Origin of the sequence: Pseudoduganella rhizocola (assembly GCF_045984285.3) — a bacterium.
Classification (GTDB): Bacteria; Pseudomonadota; Gammaproteobacteria; order Burkholderiales; family Burkholderiaceae_D; genus Rugamonas.
This window is the reverse complement of sequence record NZ_JBJQIK030000010.1, coordinates 25,956-40,340: the sequence shown is the minus strand read 5'-3', so window position 1 is coordinate 40,340 and position 14,385 is coordinate 25,956. Positions and strand designations below refer to the sequence as shown.

Sequence of the window (14,385 nt, the reverse complement as noted above, 5' to 3'; positions counted from 1 at the left end):
CAGAAGAGTGGGCAGACAGTGAACCGAGCTGTGATACCGATAGCAGTGCAGGGCGCCAGCCGCGAGCGCAAGCGGCAGGCGCCGAAAGGCCGCCGCGTGGATCCTGTGGCGCTGGCCGAAGTGCAGGCTTTGCTGGGCGCATCCGAACGGCGGCGCGACCTGCTGATCGAGCACCTGCACCTGATCCAGGACCGCTACGGCTGCCTGTCCACCGCGCACCTGGCGGCGCTGGCGGCCGAGATGCGGCTTTCGCAGGCTGAAGTATTCGAAGTGGCGAGCTTCTACCACCACTTCGACATCGTGCGCGAAGGCGAGGAAGCGCCTGCGGCGCTGACGGTGCGCGTCTGCGGCGGCCTGTCCTGCGAGCTGGCCGGCAGCCGCGAGCTGCTTGCACGGCTCCCCGCGCTGCTCGGCCGCGAGGTCCGCCTCCTGTCCGCGCCCTGCATCGGCCGCTGCGACCAGGCCCCCGCCGCCCTGGTCGCCCAGCAAGCCATCCCCCACGCCACCCCCGCCGCCATTGCCCAGTCCGTGTCCACCATGGGGTCAGGCACCGAGGTGGACACGGGCTCGGCTGTGCATGACTATCGGGTGCTGCGCGCTTGTCATGGCGGCGAACGTGAGGTGGAGGCCGTGATTGCGGAGATGGAGCATTCCGGGCTGCGCGGCCTGGGCGGCGCGGGGTTCCCGACCGGGCGCAAATGGCGCATCGTGCGCAATGAGCCGGGGCCGCGATTGATGGCGGTGAATATCGACGAGGGCGAACCGGGCACCTTTAAAGACCGCTTCTATCTCGAACGTGACCCGCAGCGCTTCATCGAAGGCATGCTGATCGCCGCCTGGGCCGTGGGCATCGACGAAATCTACATCTACCTGCGCGACGAATACCACGACTGCCGCCAGCTGCTCGCAGCCGAGCTGAAAAAGCTGCAAGCAGATCCGCCAGTGCCCCAGCTGCCGAAGATCCACCTGCGGCGCGGCGCGGGCGCCTATATCTGCGGCGAGGAATCGGCAATGATCGAATCCATCGAGGGCAAACGCGGCATGCCGCGGCTGCGGCCGCCATATGTGGCGCAGGTCGGCCTGTTCGGAAGGCCCACGCTGGAACATAATTTCGAAACCCTGTACTGGGTGCGCGATATCCTGGAAAAAGGCGCGGACTGGTTCGCGTCGGAAGGCAGGAACGGCCGCAAGGGGCTGCGTTCCTTTTCCGTATCCGGCCGCGTGAAGGAGCCGGGCGTGAAGCTGGCGCCTGCCGGCATCACGATCCGTGAACTGATCGCCGAATACTGCGGCGGCATGCTGGATGGCCACGAGCTGTATGCCTATCTGCCGGGCGGCGCTTCGGGCGGCATTCTCCCCGCCGGCATGGACGACATTCCGCTCGATTTCGACACGCTGCAGCCCTACGGCTGCTTTGTCGGCTCGGCCGCCATCATCGTGCTGTCGAATCACGATACCGCCGCTGCCGCCGCACGCAATATGATGGCCTTCTTCCGCGACGAATCCTGCGGCCAGTGCACGCCGTGCCGCGTGGGCACCGCCAAGGCGGTGGACCTGCTCGCGCAGCCTGTGTGGGATGCGGGCCTGCTGGGCGAACTGTCGCAGGTGATGCGCGATGCCTCAATCTGCGGACTGGGGCAGGCGGCGCCGAATCCCGTTGACTGTGTGCTGCGCTATTTCCCGCATGAGGTGGGCGCATGAGCGTGAAGTTTGAACTGAACGGCAGGGCCGTTGAAGCGATTGCCGGCGAAACGGTCTTCCAGGCCGCGCGGCGCGCGGGCATCGGGATTCCCACGCTGTGCTACAAGGATGGCATGGAGGCCGCAGGCAATTGCCGCGCATGTGTGGTGGAGATCGATGGCGAGCGTGTGCTTGCACCAAGCTGCTGCCGCTATCCCTCCGAGGGCATGAAGGTCGCCACCGCCAGCCCGCGTGCGCTCAGCGCGCAGAAGATGGTGCTGGAGCTGCTGCTCTCCGATATGCCGGAAACAGCTTACACGCGCGACAACGAAGTCGATCAATGGGCGCTCAGGCTGGGCGTCGGCAAGCCGCGCTTCGCACCGCGCGCGCAGCCGCAGGCCGACCTGTCGCATGCCGCCATTGCGGTCAACCTGGACGCCTGCATCCAGTGCACCCGCTGCGTACGCGCCTGCCGCGATGAACAGGCCAATGACGTGATCGGCCTCGCCTTCCGTGGCGACCATGCCGGCATCGTTTTCGACATGGCCGACCCGATGGGCGCCTCCACCTGCGTGGCCTGCGGCGAGTGCGTGCAGGCCTGTCCCACCGGCGCGCTGATGCCCGCGCGCGGCGCGGCCCTGCCTGTGCCGGAGAAGCGCGTGGAGTCGGTTTGCCCTTATTGCGGCGTCGGCTGCCAGCTGACCTACAACGTCAGCGGCAACCGGATCCAGTATGTGGAAGGCCGCGACGGTCCGGCCAATCATGGAAGGCTCTGCGTGAAGGGCCGCTATGGCTTCGACTACGCGCACCATCCGCAGCGCCTGACGACACCGCTGATCCGCCGCCAGGATGCGCCCAAGCGCGGCGACTTCACCATGGACCCGGACCATGTGCTCGATGTGTTCCGCGAAGCCAGCTGGGAAGAAGCGCTGGCGCTGGCCGGCGGCAAACTGGCCCAGCTGCGTGATACGCATGGCGCGAAAGCGCTGGCGGGATTCGGCTCGGCCAAAGGCAGCAACGAGGAAGCCTACCTGTTCCAGAAGCTGGTGCGCACGGGCTTCGGCAGCAATAACGTCGACCACTGCACGCGGCTGTGCCATGCGTCTTCGGTGGCCGCGCTGCTGGAGGGGATAGGATCGGGCGCCGTCTCGAACCCGGTGATGGACGTGATGCAGTCCGAGGTCATTGTGCTGATCGGCGCGAATCCGACCGTGAACCATCCGGTAGCGGCGACCTGGATCAAGAACGCCGTGCGCAAGGGCGCAAAGCTGGTGGTCTGCGATCCGCGCCGCTCGGAACTGGCGCGCCAGGCGCACCGCTTCCTGCAGTTCAAGCCGGACACCGACGTCGCGCTGCTGAACGCCATGATGCACGTGATCGTGCATGAAGGGCTGGTGGATGAAGGTTTCATCGCCAGCCGCACCATCGGCTACGATGAGCTGCGCAGTAACGTGGAAGGCTACAGCCCCGAGCTGATGGCCCCGATCTGCGGCATCGATGCCGAAACCATCCGCTACACGGCTCGCCTTTATGCAAAGTCGAAGGGCTCCATGATCCTGTGGGGCATGGGCGTTTCGCAGCACGTGCACGGCACCGACAATGCCCGCTGCCTGATTGCGCTGGCGCTGATGACGGGCCAGATCGGCCGTCCCGGCACCGGCTTGCATCCGCTGCGTGGCCAGAACAATGTGCAGGGCGCCTCCGATGCGGGCCTGATACCGATGATGTTCCCCGACTACCAGCGCGTAAGCGAGCCCGGTGTGCGCGAGCGCTTCGCCGCCGCCTGGCAGGTGCCGGCAGAAGCGCTGGACGACAAGCCTGGCCTCACGGTGGTGGAAGTGATGGACGCCATCCTCGAAGGCAAGGTGCGCGGCATGTACATCATGGGCGAGAATCCGGCGATGTCCGATCCCGATGCAAACCACGCCCGCGAAGCGCTGGCGGCGCTGGACCATCTGGTGGTACAGGACATCTTCCTTACCGAAACGGCCTATCTTGCCGATGTGATCCTGCCCGCCAGCGCCTTCCCGGAAAAGACCGGCAGCTTCACGAACACCGACCGCACGGTGCAGATCGGCCGCCAGGCCATCGATCCGCCGGGGCAGGCGAAACAGGACCTGTGGATCATCCAGCAGATCGCCCGCGAAATGGGCCTGGACTGGCAGTACGGCCGCGTCTCCGAGGTATTCGAGGAAATGCGCGGCGTGATGCCGAGCATTGCCGGCATCAGCTGGCAGCGGCTGGAGCGCGAGCACGCCGTCACCTATCCATGTCCGGCCGAAGACCATCCGGGCACGCCGGTCGTCTTCACCGAGCAGTTCCCGCGCGAATCGGGCAAGGCGCGCTTTGTGCCCGCCGATATCATTCCCGCCAACGAAAGGCCGGATGCGGATTACCCGATGGTGCTGATTACGGGCCGCCAGCTGGAGCACTGGCACACCGGCAGCATGACGCGCCGCGCCTCGGTGCTGGACGCCATCGAACCCGATCCGGTAGCGCTGGTCCATCCGCTCGACCTGGCGGAGATGGGCGTGGAGCCGGGCGCCACGATCACCATTGCCTCGCGCCGTGGCGAAGTGGCCTTGTACGCGCGGGCCGACGACAGCTCGCCACGGGGCGCCATCTTCGTCCCGTTCTGCTATTACGAAGCGGCCGTCAACAAGCTGACCAATCCTGCGCTGGACCCCTTCGGCAAGATCCCCGAATTCAAATACTGCGCCATCCGCGTCACGCCGGGCGGCGAGGTAGCGCAGCAGGGCAGCTACGGCGGCGGCCAGTTGCTGGAGCCATCGGCCCATTCCGGGTAAGATGTCCCCAGCGGATGAGTCCGCAACATGACACCATGGGGTCAGGCACCATGGTGTCACATGACAGGCGGTGCCTGACCCCATGGTGTCAGTGTTGAGGAGGCAAGGTGGCTGGGAAAACAGAGTTGATGGCGTCCGGACTGGCTGGCTGCGCGCGCACCGCGCAGAAGGCGCGCTGATGTCGTTGCTGGATGCGGTGCAGACCGCCTTCCGCCTCCTTTTCACGGGTGATCCGGTGCTCTGGAATATCGTCTGGGTCTCGCTCAGCACCAGCATTGCCGGCCTGCTGATCGCCACGCCTTTCGCCGTGGCGGGCGGCTACGCGATCGCCATGCACCAGTTCCCTGGCCGCCGGCTGGTGATCTGGCTCGCCCAGGCCGCGCTGTCGCTGCCGACGGTACTGATCGGCCTTCTGCTTTACCTGCTGCTGTCGCGCCATGGTGCGCTGGGCGGCCTGCAATGGCTGTTCAGCCAGTCCGGCATCATCGCCGGGCAGGTGCTGATCGCCATGCCGGTGCTGCTGGCCTTCACGCTGTCCGCCGTGCAGGCGGCCGATCCGCGTTACGCCGAAACCGCCATCGCCCACGGCGCCTCGCCCTTGCGCGTGATGGCCACGCTGCTCTATGAGGTGCGCTACGGCGTGATGGCGGCGGTGATCAGCGGCTTTGGCCGCGTGATCTCGGAAGTGGGCTGCGCCATGATGGTGGGCGGGAATATCGCAGGCTATACGCGCACCATCACCACGGCCATCGCGCTTGAAACCAGCAAGGGCGAATTCGCGCAGGGCATTGCGCTCGGCATCGTGCTGGTGACGATAGCGCTGGCGATGAACGGCGCCATGATGCTGCTGCAGGGCGATGCACATGCGGCGCGGGGCCGGGCATGACATTGCTTTCCTTCGGCCGCCTGCACAAGCGCTTCGGCGCACAAACCCTGTTTGATCTCGAAGGCCTGCAGGTCGACAACGCCAGCGCCTACGTCCTCACCGGCGTGAATGGCGCGGGCAAGAGCACCTTGCTGCGCGCGCTGGCGGGCCTGGCGCCGGCCGAGGCGAGCGATGTGCGCTTCGATGGCGAGGCGGTGCAGCTGAAACCCTATCCGCAAGCGATGCGCGATGCCATCGTCTACGTGCACCAGCACCCGGTCATGTTTTCCACCAGCGTTGAGGACAATATCGCCTACGGCCTCAAAGTCCGCCGCGCGCCCGCTGCGGTGATCCGCGCCGCCGTGGCGGAAGCCGTGGAATGGGCCGGTGTGGCGCATCTGCGCGGCAGCAATCCGCTGACCCTGTCCGGCGGCGAGAAGCAGCGTGTGGCGCTGGCGCGCGCGCGCGTGCTGAAGCCGCGCCTGATGCTGCTCGACGAGCCCACCGCCAGCCTCGATGGCGAAGCGCGCGAGCAGGTGATAGCACTGATCCCCGACCTGATACGCTCCGGGGCAAGCGTTATCATTGCCTGCCACGACCGCGACCTGATCAACCTGCCCGGAGTGCGGCGCATGAAGCTGCGCGACGGGCGCCTCGAGTACCGCTGAACAAAGGAGATCGCATGAAACGCCGCCTCTTGCTCGTTGCCGCTGCCGCGATGGCGCTGTGCGGTTTCGCTTCGGCACAGCAGATCATCAAATTGTCCACCACCACCAGCACCGAGAATTCGGGCCTGCTGGCCTACCTGCTGCCGATGTTCGAAGCGAAGGCGAATGCGAAGGTGCAGGTGATTTCGGTCGGTACCGGCAAGGCGCTGGAGCTGGCGAAAAACGGCGACGTGGACGTGACCCTGGTGCACGCGCGCTCCGCTGAAGACAAGTTCGTGGCCGAAGGCTGGGGTGTGGACCGGCGCGATGTGATGTACAACGACTTCATCGTCGTCGGTCCGGCCAGCGATCCATCCGCCCTGAAGGGCAGCCGCGATGTGGTCGCGTCCTTCCGCAAGATCGCGGCTACTGGCGCGAAATTCGTCTCGCGCGGCGATAACTCGGGCACCGACATCATGGAGAAAGGCTACTGGAAGCAGGCCGGGACGAATCCGGCACCGGCGCGATATATTTCGGCGGGTTTGGGCATGGGAGAGGTGCTGAACATGGCGGCCGAGCTGGAAGGCTACACGCTGACCGACCGCGCTACCTACGGCGCCTACCGGGCCAGGACCGGGCTGGCGGTGCTGGTGCAAGGCGATCCGAAAATGTTCAACCCCTACGGCATCATTGCAGTGAACCCGGCCAAACACCCCGGCATCAACTACCAGGGCGCAAAGCAGCTGATCGAATGGATCACCTCGCCCGAGGGCCAGGCCAGGATCGCTGCCTTCAAGCCGGCCGGCCAGCAGCTTTTTTTCCCATCTGCAAAATAGACCGCCGCACGTTTGATTTAGATCATGCCCGCATGTTGAGGAATCTTTAGTCTTGGCTGTCCCGCCGCGATTCTGCGCCGGGCTGTCCAAACCTAGCAGAGGCCAATCCATGTATCCATTTACCCAGGCTGTTACCCCCGCCGCCCAGAATCATATCCAGGCACAGGTGGCGTTCTTCAACGATATGTCGCGCTCGCTGATGCAAAGCGCGCAGCAATTCAGAGAGCTGCAATTGCAGTTCACGCAATCCGTCATCGAAGACGGTGCGGCCACGGGCCAGGCCTTCATCGGCATCGGCAAGCCCACCGAGCTGTTCAGCCTCGCGGCGGCCCGTGCGGAGCCGGCCGCCATGCGCCTGCGCGCCTACCAGCAGCAGCTCTCGCGCATCACGGCGGATGGCCAGGCCAGCCTGATCCGGGTAGCGGGCGACCATGCGGAAGAAACCACCCGTGCGGCGCGCGAATTTACGGATGAGGTCACGCGCATTACCTCCGAAGAAACCGAACGCACCCTGCGCAACCAGCAGGACGCGATGCGCCAGCTGGCCAACCCGCTGGACGGCATCATGGACAGTGCCGCCCGCCATGCACGCGCGGCAATGGGCGATGGGCTGGACTTTGCGGCTGCCCAGCCCGGCGCCGCAGCGGCCGCCGCGGCAAGCGTTGCGCGCCCGGCCCAGCGCAAGGAGGCCCAGCCCGGCTGAACGCTCTGCTAGCCATGCGCTCCCGCACGATTGGCCTTGCTAGACTGGCCGCTCGATATAAGGGGAGAGCATGGATTTCATCGATTTGCTGCAATGGCCGGCCATGGCCGCCTCGCTGCTGGCGGCATGGCTGGTGGGCTCGCGCAGCGCGCACCGGCGTCTCGCGGGCTTTGTCGTATTCCTTGTCAGTAACGTGCTGTGGGTCATCTGGGGCTGGCAGGACGACGCCTGGGCGCTGATCGTATTAAACTGCTGTCTGGCCGCGACGAATATTCGCGGCATCGTCAAAAACGAGAACAAGCAGCCGGATACCCCATGAGCGATTCCCTCCATATTGTCTGCCCGCATTGCGACGCCGTGAACCGCGTTCCCGCGCCACGGCTGGACGACGCACCTACCTGCGGCAAATGCACGAAGCAGCTGTTCACCGGCCATCCCGTGGACCTGTCGAGCCAGCGCTTCCTCAAACATATCGAACGCAGCGATATTCCCGTGCTGGTCGATTTCTGGGCGCCATGGTGCGGGCCTTGCCGCACCATGGCGCCTTTCTATGAACAGGCGGCGCAGCGCCTGGAGCCGCAGTACCGCGTGGTAAAGGTGAATACCGAGGATGCGCAGGACATCGGCGCGCGCTACAACATCCGCAGCATTCCCACGCTGGCCCTGTTCCGCAACGGGCGCGAGGTCGCACGGCAGCCGGGCGCCATGGATACCAACAACATCCTCGGCTGGGTGCAGCAGCATTCTAAATAAATAAACAAATAAGTTTACTTATTGTCGAGGCAGGCTTAAGATGGCGGTATGAAAACGCCATTACTGATTGCCGCCGCCTGCCTGATGGCCTTGCTGTCCACGGTAGGCGCCTCGCTGCCATATCCCATCCTCCCGCCGCTGTTCGCGTCCGACGCGCCAAACAGCCTGAACAACTTCCTCGGCCTGCCGCCCAAGCTGCTGTTCGGCATTGCGCTGACGATCAACCCGCTGGGCCTGCTGCTCGGCGCGACGCTGATGGGGTCGCTGTCCGACCGCTACGGGCGCAGGCGGGTGCTGCTGGTGACCGGCTTCGGCGGCGCCATCGGCCATGCGGTCACGGCCCTGGCCCTGGTCCTGGAAAACTATCCGGCCTTCATCATCGCCCGTTTCGTCACCGGCCTGGCGGAAGGGAACGGCTCGGTGGCCCGTGCGCTGCTGGCCGAACGGCTGGAAGGGGCGCTGCGCCTGCGTGCGCTGTCCTGGCTGAACGGCGCCTTCCATGCTGGCTGGCTGGTGGGGCCCTTGCTGGCCGGCGCTACACTGGGCTTCGGCATTACCGTGCCCTTCATGGTGGCGGTGGCAGCGCTGGTGCTGGCCTCGCTGCTCGTGATGGCGGCACTGCCGCGGGAGGCGCCATCGGCCGACACCAGCTCGATCTGGCAGGTGGCGCGCGAACGGCACGCCCTGAACCTGCTGCGCTTCCCCGAGTTGCGCACGCTGTTCAGCATCTCGCTGGCGGTGGCCTGCGGTGTGACAGCCTTTTATTCCTACTATCCGCTGTGGCTGGTGGAAGTCGGCAATTACGATACGGCGGCCATTGCCACGGCCAATATGGTGATGTGCGGCATCATGACGGCGGCCTCGCTGTTCGCCGGCCGGGAAAGCGCCGTGCCGCCGCTGCGCCGGGCGGCCTGGTATGCCTGGGGTGTGGCGGCCACGGTGGGCGGCGTCGCCCTCGGCAACCTGTGGATCGGGCTGGTGGCGATCTCCCTGTTCGGCATTCCGAATGCGTTTTACAATACCGTGATGCAAGGCTGGGCTGCCGAGCGTTTCAGCGCCCACGGCCAGGGAGCCATCATGGGCCTGCTGTCCACCACCTTCTGCCTCGCCAGCATTGTGACGGCGCTGGCGGGTGCATTGCTGTCGCTGCTGGATACGCGGCTGGTGCTGGGGCTGGGCGCCGCCCTGTGCGCCTGGGCCGGGTGGCGCATCGGGGCATGGCGCAGCGAGCTGGCCGCGGCACGCCTTTCCGCAAACGGAGCGACAACTTGAATACAGCAGACCAGATACTTTTCCTTCTCAAAACGCGCGGCGCCAAAACGGCGCAGCAGCTGGCCGCCATGCTGGGCCTCACGTCCATGGGCGCGCGCCGCCACCTGGAAGCGGCGGAAGAAAAAGGGCTGGTGCGCTTCGAGGACGTGGCCGAGAAAGTGGGCCGCCCATCGCGGCGCTGGCTGCTGACCGATGCGGGCCACGCCCGCTTCCCCGACCGCCACGCCGACCTCACGCTGCAGCTCATCACGCAGATCCGCAGCCTGTTCGGCGAGGAGGGCATGGAAAAGCTGATCGTGGCGCGCGAGCAGGCCAGCGAGGAGTTCTACCGGAATACCGTTGGCCAGGCCGCGCCGCTCGGCGAGCGGGTTCAGTCGCTGGCCATGGCGCGCGAAGTGGAAGGCTATATGGCGGAGGTGGAAGCGCAGGACGACGGCAGCCTGCTGCTGGTCGAAAACCATTGCCCCATCTGCGCCGCCGCGCGCGAGTGCCAGAAGTTCTGCCGCTCGGAGCTGGATGTGTTCAAGCGCGTGCTCGGGCCGGAATGCACGGTCGAGCGCACCGAACACCTGCTGGCGGGTGCGCGCCGCTGTGCCTATCGGATCGTCCCCCTGCAAAAGGCTGGTGTAAAGTAGCAAAAACAGCAAGGGAGGATGTATGCAGAACGACGAGGACCGCCGCCAGTTCGTCGCCGAGGTATGGCGCCGCTTTGAAGAAGTGCAGAACTGGGCCATTGCCAACTGGCCGGACAAGGAACATCCGCTGACGACTTCCGATTTCGTCGAGGGCCGCAAGGAGATTCTCGGCCTCGGCCTGCCGCCTTCGCAAAAGCTCAGGCAGGAGCCGGAGCCCGCCCCGGAACCGGAGCAGGGCGGCCCGCAGTACGAAGACGTAACGCCCGCTCCCTGGCCCTGATTACGCCGCCTGATGTTCGCCCGACTGGGCGAACACCCATGCCAGCAGGCTGGCCACCAGGCAGCCCGCCACGCCGCAGGCCAGCTTGAAGGCGCTGTCGAACAGCAGCGGCGCCACCAGTCCCGATACCAACGCGAAGAGCGTCATCTGAATGAAGGACTGCAGCGAGGCCGCCAGCCCGCTGTGGTTCGGGAAATGGCGCATCGCCAGCAGCGACAGCGGCGGCATGGCAATCGCCAGCGACAGCGAATAGAAGAACAGCGGCAGCACCGCCCACGGGATCTCGGCCACGAAGAACCAGGTATAGGCCACGTTCACCGCCGCCGATACCGCCATGCCCACATAGCTGATCCACACCAGCTTGACCTGCGAATAGCGGTGCGCCAGCTTGCCCGACAGCGCCGAGCCCACCACCATGCCCGACACCAGCGGAATGAACAGCCAGGCGAACGAGGTCTCCGGCAGGTGCAGGATATTCATGATGAAGTAGGCCGCCGAACCGATGTACAGCGCAAATCCGCCAAAGGCCATGCCGAGCGCCGCCGCCAGCAGCAGGAACTGCTTGTGGCGCAGCACGCGCAGGTAGTTGGCCGCGATGGTCCTGAACTCGAAGGGATGGCGGTCTTTGGCCGGCAGGCTTTCCGGCAGCCAGCGGTACACCGCCACGAACATCAGCACCGCGAACAGGGTGAGGAACCAGAAGATCGAGCGCCAGCCCAGCGACACCTGCAGCCAGCCGCCGAGAATCGGCGCCAGCGCGGGCGCCAGGCCGAACACCATCATGATGTGGGCCAGGATCTTCTGCGCTTCTGCGCCGCTGAAGCGGTCCTGCACGATAGCGCGTCCCACCACCGAGCCCGCACCCGATGCGAGGCCCTGCAGCACGCGGCATACGATCAGCATGCCGAGCGAACCGGCCAGCGCGCCGCCGATCGAGGCAATGATATACAGCACCAGCGACCACAGGATGACGGGGCGGCGGCCGAAAGTATCGGACAGCGTGCCGTAAAACAGCATCATGAAGGCGAAGGTGAACAGGAAGAGGCTCAGCGTCTGCTGGATGGCCAGCGGCGTTGCGTCGAAGGTCTGTGCGATGGCGGGGAAGGACGGCAGGTAGGTGTCGATGGCCAGCGGCCCGACCATCGTCAGTCCGGCCAGGAGCACGGTCAGCAAAATATTCATGGATGGTTTATCGTTGTGGGCCCGATATTGTACGCCAAGCTTTCCATATGCATAAAACGCATAAGCTTCGGCGAAAAATGTTCTTCGCTTTGACGGACCGTTTCAGTAAGCTGAAAAATTGCTTTTTCCACTAACACCATGACCATCGACACCTTTGACGGCACCAGCGTGAAGCCCGCCCACTGGGATCTGGACAATGTGGTGCGCCAGCTGCGCATTTCGCGCGAGGCCACCCACAACATCCGGCATCAGCGCCGCATTCGCGAGCTGCCGTCGCGCGAAGCGCTGACCACCATCGTCAACGGCCTGTCCGCCGTGCTGTTCCCCACGCATTACGGGCGGCCCAATCTCACCGACGAGAGCATCGACTACTTCGTGGGCGATACGCTGACCACCACGCTGAACCGCCTGACGGAGCAGGTGCGGCGCGGCCTGCAGTTTGCGGATACGGACGAAGTGCCCGATGAAGCCGCGCTGACGCAGCGCGCGCACGACATCACGCGCAACTTCGCAGCCAGCCTGCCGGACGTGCGGGCGCTGCTCGTGTCGGACGTGCAGGCGGCGTATGCGGGCGATCCGGCGGCTACCTCGATTGCCGAGATCATGCTGTGCTATCCGGGCACCATCGCCATCCTGCATTACCGCCTGGCGCACCAGCTGCATAAACTGGGTTCGCCCTTCATCGCGCGCATGATCTGCGATATCAGCCATACGCTGACCGGCATCGACATCCATCCGGCCGCGCAGATCGGCGGCAGCTTCTTCATCGACCATGGCACCGGCGTGGTGATCGGCGAAACGGCCATCATCGGCGAGCGGGTGCGCCTGTACCAGCATGTCACGCTGGGCGCCAAGCGCTTCCCGGCCGATGCTTCGGGCGCGCTGATCAAGGGCACGCCGCGCCATCCGATCGTGGAAGATGATGTGGTGATCTATGCGGGCGCCACCATCCTGGGCCGCATCACCATCGGCGCCGGGTCTACCGTCGGCGGCAATGTGTGGCTCACGCAGAGCGTGCCGCCGGGCTGCAGCGTGTCGCAGGCCCAGATGCGCAACGACTGAGTTTTCAGATGGCGTGGGCGGCGTGCAGCGCGTCGAGGATATCGGCGCGCAGTTCGGCCAGCCGCGCATCGCTGCGGCTGCGAGGATGGCCGGCACGCACCTGGTATTCGGCGCGTAGCGGGCCCGCGCTGTTGTCCAGCATGAGAATGCGGTCGCTCAGGTAGAGCGCTTCGTCGATATCGTGCGTCACCAGCAGTACCGTCAGGCCGTGCTGGCGGGCGATGCGGGACAGCAGGTCCTGCAGCTTCATGCGCGTGAAGGCATCCACGGCGGAGAAGGGCTCGTCCAGCAACAGGATGCGCGGGCGGGTGAAGAGACCGCGTGCAATCGCCGCTCGCTGGGCCTGGCCGCCGGACAGTTGTTTCGGCAGGCGGCTGCTCAGGCCAGCCAGTCCCACTTCCTCCAGCAGCAGCTCCACTTGCAGTGCGTTCTCGCCGCCCTCCGGGCAGCCGAAGGCAATATTGCGCGCCACGCTGAGCCAGGGGAAGAGGCGGGGCTCCTGGAAGATGATTCCGATCTGGCTGCTCACGCCATGCAGCGTGCTTCCATCCAGCTTGATCTCGCCGCGCCAGTGCCGGTCAAGGCCAGCGAGGATGGCCAGCAGGCTGCTCTTGCCACAGCCGCTGGCGCCGATCAGGGATACGATTTCGCCTTCGTTCAGCTCCAGTTCCAGGCCGCGCAGCACGGCGCGCTCGCCGTAGCGCTTTTCATCCACCCGGATTTGCAGCAGCTTGCTCATCGCGCGGCTCCAGCGCCGAAGTTGTCGCGCCAGTGCAGCAAACGGGTTTCGGCGCTGTGCATGATGCCGTCGCTGATTTTGCCGAGGATGGCCAGCAGCACGATGGCGGCGATGACGATGTCGGCGCGGCTGGTTTCGCGGCCGTCACTGAGCAGGTAGCCAAGCCTTTGCTGGCGGCGATCAGTTCGGCCGCCACCATGAACATCCATGCGAGGCTCAGGCCATTACGCAGGCCGGTGAGGATGGCCGGCAGCGCGGCCGGCAGCAGCACGCGGCGTGCGAGCTGGACGCCGTCCAGGCGGTACAGCCGTCCCACCTCGATCAGCTTGCGGTCCACGTCGCGGATGCCGGAGGCCACGCCCATATAGACCGGGAAGAAGGCGTCGATGGCGATCAGCACGATCTTTGGCGCTTCGTCGATGCCCAGCCAGAGCAGGAGCAGGGGCACCCAGGCCAGTGACGGTATCGCGCGCAGCGCCTGAAAGGCCGGGTCGAGCAGGGCGGACAGGCGCTGGCTCAGGCCGACCGCCGCGCCCAGCGCGATGGCCAGCACTGCGCCGGCAGCGAATCCGGTGAGCACACGCAGGGTGCTGGCGGCGATGTGCTGCGCGAGGCCGTTGCGGCCAGGTCTGCGAGGGTTTCCGCCACAGCGCTTGGCGGCGGCAATTGGCTCGACGGCAGTGCACCGCTGCGTACCGCCAGTTCCGCTGCCGCCAGTGCTGCCAGCGGAGCAGCAGGCCCACCAGCGGCTCGCACGAGCTCCGGGCCTGGCGGTGCCTTGTGCTACTTCGGCCTTCGTGCTGTTTTCCGTGCAGCCGTCGGCGCTTCGAAGCAGCGGCCTTCGTGCTGCGGCTTGCGCCGCAACGCCCGCCGCACCGAGGCCGATCCCCGAGCCGATGGGATCCGCCGCTGCCGCCGCAAAGG

At 65.8% G+C, this 14,385-nt stretch carries 14 protein-coding genes and 1 pseudogene; 12 read left to right on the top strand and 3 right to left on the bottom strand.

The window, feature by feature from the left end:
• Nucleotides 1-18 precede the first annotated feature (18 nt).
• From ACJRPG_RS19935 to ACJRPG_RS19885, 11 genes are all read left to right on the top strand, one after another.
• Entirely contained in the window at nucleotides 19-1,701 is a 1,683-nt protein-coding gene (locus ACJRPG_RS19935; protein ID WP_408001862.1) for an NAD(P)H-dependent oxidoreductase subunit E, read from the top strand.
• The gene (gene fdhF, locus ACJRPG_RS19930) at nucleotides 1,698-4,487 is read left to right on the top strand and encodes a formate dehydrogenase subunit alpha (protein WP_408001861.1); all 2,790 of its coding nucleotides are present in this window, start codon (nucleotides 1,698-1,700) and stop codon (nucleotides 4,485-4,487) included. Before ACJRPG_RS19935 ends, fdhF begins: the two co-directional genes overlap by 4 nt.
• Before the next feature lie 178 nt (nucleotides 4,488-4,665).
• Nucleotides 4,666-5,373: an ABC transporter permease gene (locus tag ACJRPG_RS19925; RefSeq protein WP_408001860.1), complete on the top strand. Its 708-nt coding sequence runs from the start codon at nucleotides 4,666-4,668 to the stop codon at nucleotides 5,371-5,373.
• Nucleotides 5,370-6,020 carry an ABC transporter ATP-binding protein gene (locus tag ACJRPG_RS19920; protein ID WP_408001859.1) on the top strand — a complete coding sequence of 217 codons (651 nt, stop codon included), beginning with the start codon at nucleotides 5,370-5,372 and terminating at the stop codon, nucleotides 6,018-6,020. The genes ACJRPG_RS19925 and ACJRPG_RS19920 overlap by 4 nt, the downstream gene beginning before the upstream one ends.
• A gap of 14 nt (nucleotides 6,021-6,034) precedes the next feature.
• Nucleotides 6,035-6,835 (top strand): ABC transporter substrate-binding protein, encoded by an 801-nt coding sequence (locus ACJRPG_RS19915; protein ID WP_408001858.1) that lies wholly within the window; start codon nucleotides 6,035-6,037, stop codon nucleotides 6,833-6,835.
• 109 nt (nucleotides 6,836-6,944) lie between these two features.
• Nucleotides 6,945-7,538 (top strand): phasin family protein, encoded by a 594-nt coding sequence (locus tag ACJRPG_RS19910; RefSeq protein WP_408001857.1) that lies wholly within the window; start codon nucleotides 6,945-6,947, stop codon nucleotides 7,536-7,538.
• 70 nt (nucleotides 7,539-7,608) lie between these two features.
• Complete coding sequence (locus ACJRPG_RS19905; RefSeq protein WP_408001856.1) at nucleotides 7,609-7,857, top strand: hypothetical protein; 249 nt, start codon at nucleotides 7,609-7,611, stop codon at nucleotides 7,855-7,857.
• Nucleotides 7,854-8,291, top strand: coding sequence for a thioredoxin TrxC (gene trxC, locus ACJRPG_RS19900; protein WP_408001855.1), 438 nt, complete (start codon nucleotides 7,854-7,856; stop codon nucleotides 8,289-8,291). Before ACJRPG_RS19905 ends, trxC begins: the two co-directional genes overlap by 4 nt.
• 48 nt (nucleotides 8,292-8,339) lie before the next feature.
• Complete coding sequence (locus ACJRPG_RS19895) at nucleotides 8,340-9,563, top strand: MFS transporter (RefSeq protein ID WP_408001854.1); 1,224 nt, start codon at nucleotides 8,340-8,342, stop codon at nucleotides 9,561-9,563.
• Nucleotides 9,560-10,198, top strand: coding sequence for a helix-turn-helix transcriptional regulator (locus tag ACJRPG_RS19890; RefSeq protein ID WP_408001853.1), 639 nt, complete (start codon nucleotides 9,560-9,562; stop codon nucleotides 10,196-10,198). The genes ACJRPG_RS19895 and ACJRPG_RS19890 overlap by 4 nt, the downstream gene beginning before the upstream one ends.
• Nucleotides 10,199-10,220: 22 nt before the next feature.
• Nucleotides 10,221-10,478: a hypothetical protein gene (locus ACJRPG_RS19885; RefSeq protein ID WP_408001852.1), complete on the top strand. Its 258-nt coding sequence runs from the start codon at nucleotides 10,221-10,223 to the stop codon at nucleotides 10,476-10,478.
• Here the strand turns inward: ACJRPG_RS19885 and ACJRPG_RS19880 are convergent, their stop codons facing one another.
• Nucleotides 10,479-11,660 (bottom strand): multidrug effflux MFS transporter, encoded by a 1,182-nt coding sequence (locus tag ACJRPG_RS19880; protein ID WP_408001851.1) that lies wholly within the window; start codon nucleotides 11,658-11,660, stop codon nucleotides 10,479-10,481.
• 138 nt (nucleotides 11,661-11,798) lie between these two features.
• Here ACJRPG_RS19880 and epsC point away from each other — a divergent pair, with 138 nt between their 5' ends.
• Nucleotides 11,799-12,722 (top strand): serine O-acetyltransferase EpsC, encoded by a 924-nt coding sequence (epsC, locus tag ACJRPG_RS19875; RefSeq protein ID WP_408001850.1) that lies wholly within the window; start codon nucleotides 11,799-11,801, stop codon nucleotides 12,720-12,722.
• 4 nt (nucleotides 12,723-12,726) lie between these two features.
• On the opposite strand, the gene ACJRPG_RS19870 is transcribed toward epsC, so the two are convergent.
• Together ACJRPG_RS19870 and ACJRPG_RS19865 are read right to left on the bottom strand one after the other, a co-directional pair.
• Nucleotides 12,727-13,461 carry an ABC transporter ATP-binding protein gene (locus ACJRPG_RS19870; RefSeq protein ID WP_408001849.1) on the bottom strand — a complete coding sequence of 245 codons (735 nt, stop codon included), beginning with the start codon at nucleotides 13,459-13,461 and terminating at the stop codon, nucleotides 12,727-12,729.
• Nucleotides 13,458-14,217, bottom strand: a pseudogene (locus ACJRPG_RS19865) (ABC transporter permease). Before ACJRPG_RS19865 ends, ACJRPG_RS19870 begins: the two are co-directional and overlap by 4 nt.
• Nucleotides 14,218-14,385 lie beyond the last annotated feature (168 nt).

Coding starts and splice junctions, on each gene's coding strand:
- ACJRPG_RS19920 (WP_408001859.1), top strand. CDS start 5,370: ATGACATTGCTTTCCTTCGGCCGCCTGCACAAGCGCTTCGGCGCACAA.
- ACJRPG_RS19870 (WP_408001849.1), bottom strand. CDS start 13,461: ATGAGCAAGCTGCTGCAAATCCGGGTGGATGAAAAGCGCTACGGCGAG.
- ACJRPG_RS19915 (WP_408001858.1), top strand. CDS start 6,035: ATGAAACGCCGCCTCTTGCTCGTTGCCGCTGCCGCGATGGCGCTGTGC.
- trxC (WP_408001855.1), top strand. CDS start 7,854: ATGAGCGATTCCCTCCATATTGTCTGCCCGCATTGCGACGCCGTGAAC.
- ACJRPG_RS19895 (WP_408001854.1), top strand. CDS start 8,340: ATGAAAACGCCATTACTGATTGCCGCCGCCTGCCTGATGGCCTTGCTG.
- ACJRPG_RS19905 (WP_408001856.1), top strand. CDS start 7,609: ATGGATTTCATCGATTTGCTGCAATGGCCGGCCATGGCCGCCTCGCTG.
- fdhF (WP_408001861.1), top strand. CDS start 1,698: ATGAGCGTGAAGTTTGAACTGAACGGCAGGGCCGTTGAAGCGATTGCC.
- ACJRPG_RS19925 (WP_408001860.1), top strand. CDS start 4,666: ATGTCGTTGCTGGATGCGGTGCAGACCGCCTTCCGCCTCCTTTTCACG.
- ACJRPG_RS19880 (WP_408001851.1), bottom strand. CDS start 11,660: ATGAATATTTTGCTGACCGTGCTCCTGGCCGGACTGACGATGGTCGGG.
- ACJRPG_RS19885 (WP_408001852.1), top strand. CDS start 10,221: ATGCAGAACGACGAGGACCGCCGCCAGTTCGTCGCCGAGGTATGGCGC.
- ACJRPG_RS19910 (WP_408001857.1), top strand. CDS start 6,945: ATGTATCCATTTACCCAGGCTGTTACCCCCGCCGCCCAGAATCATATC.
- epsC (WP_408001850.1), top strand. CDS start 11,799: ATGACCATCGACACCTTTGACGGCACCAGCGTGAAGCCCGCCCACTGG.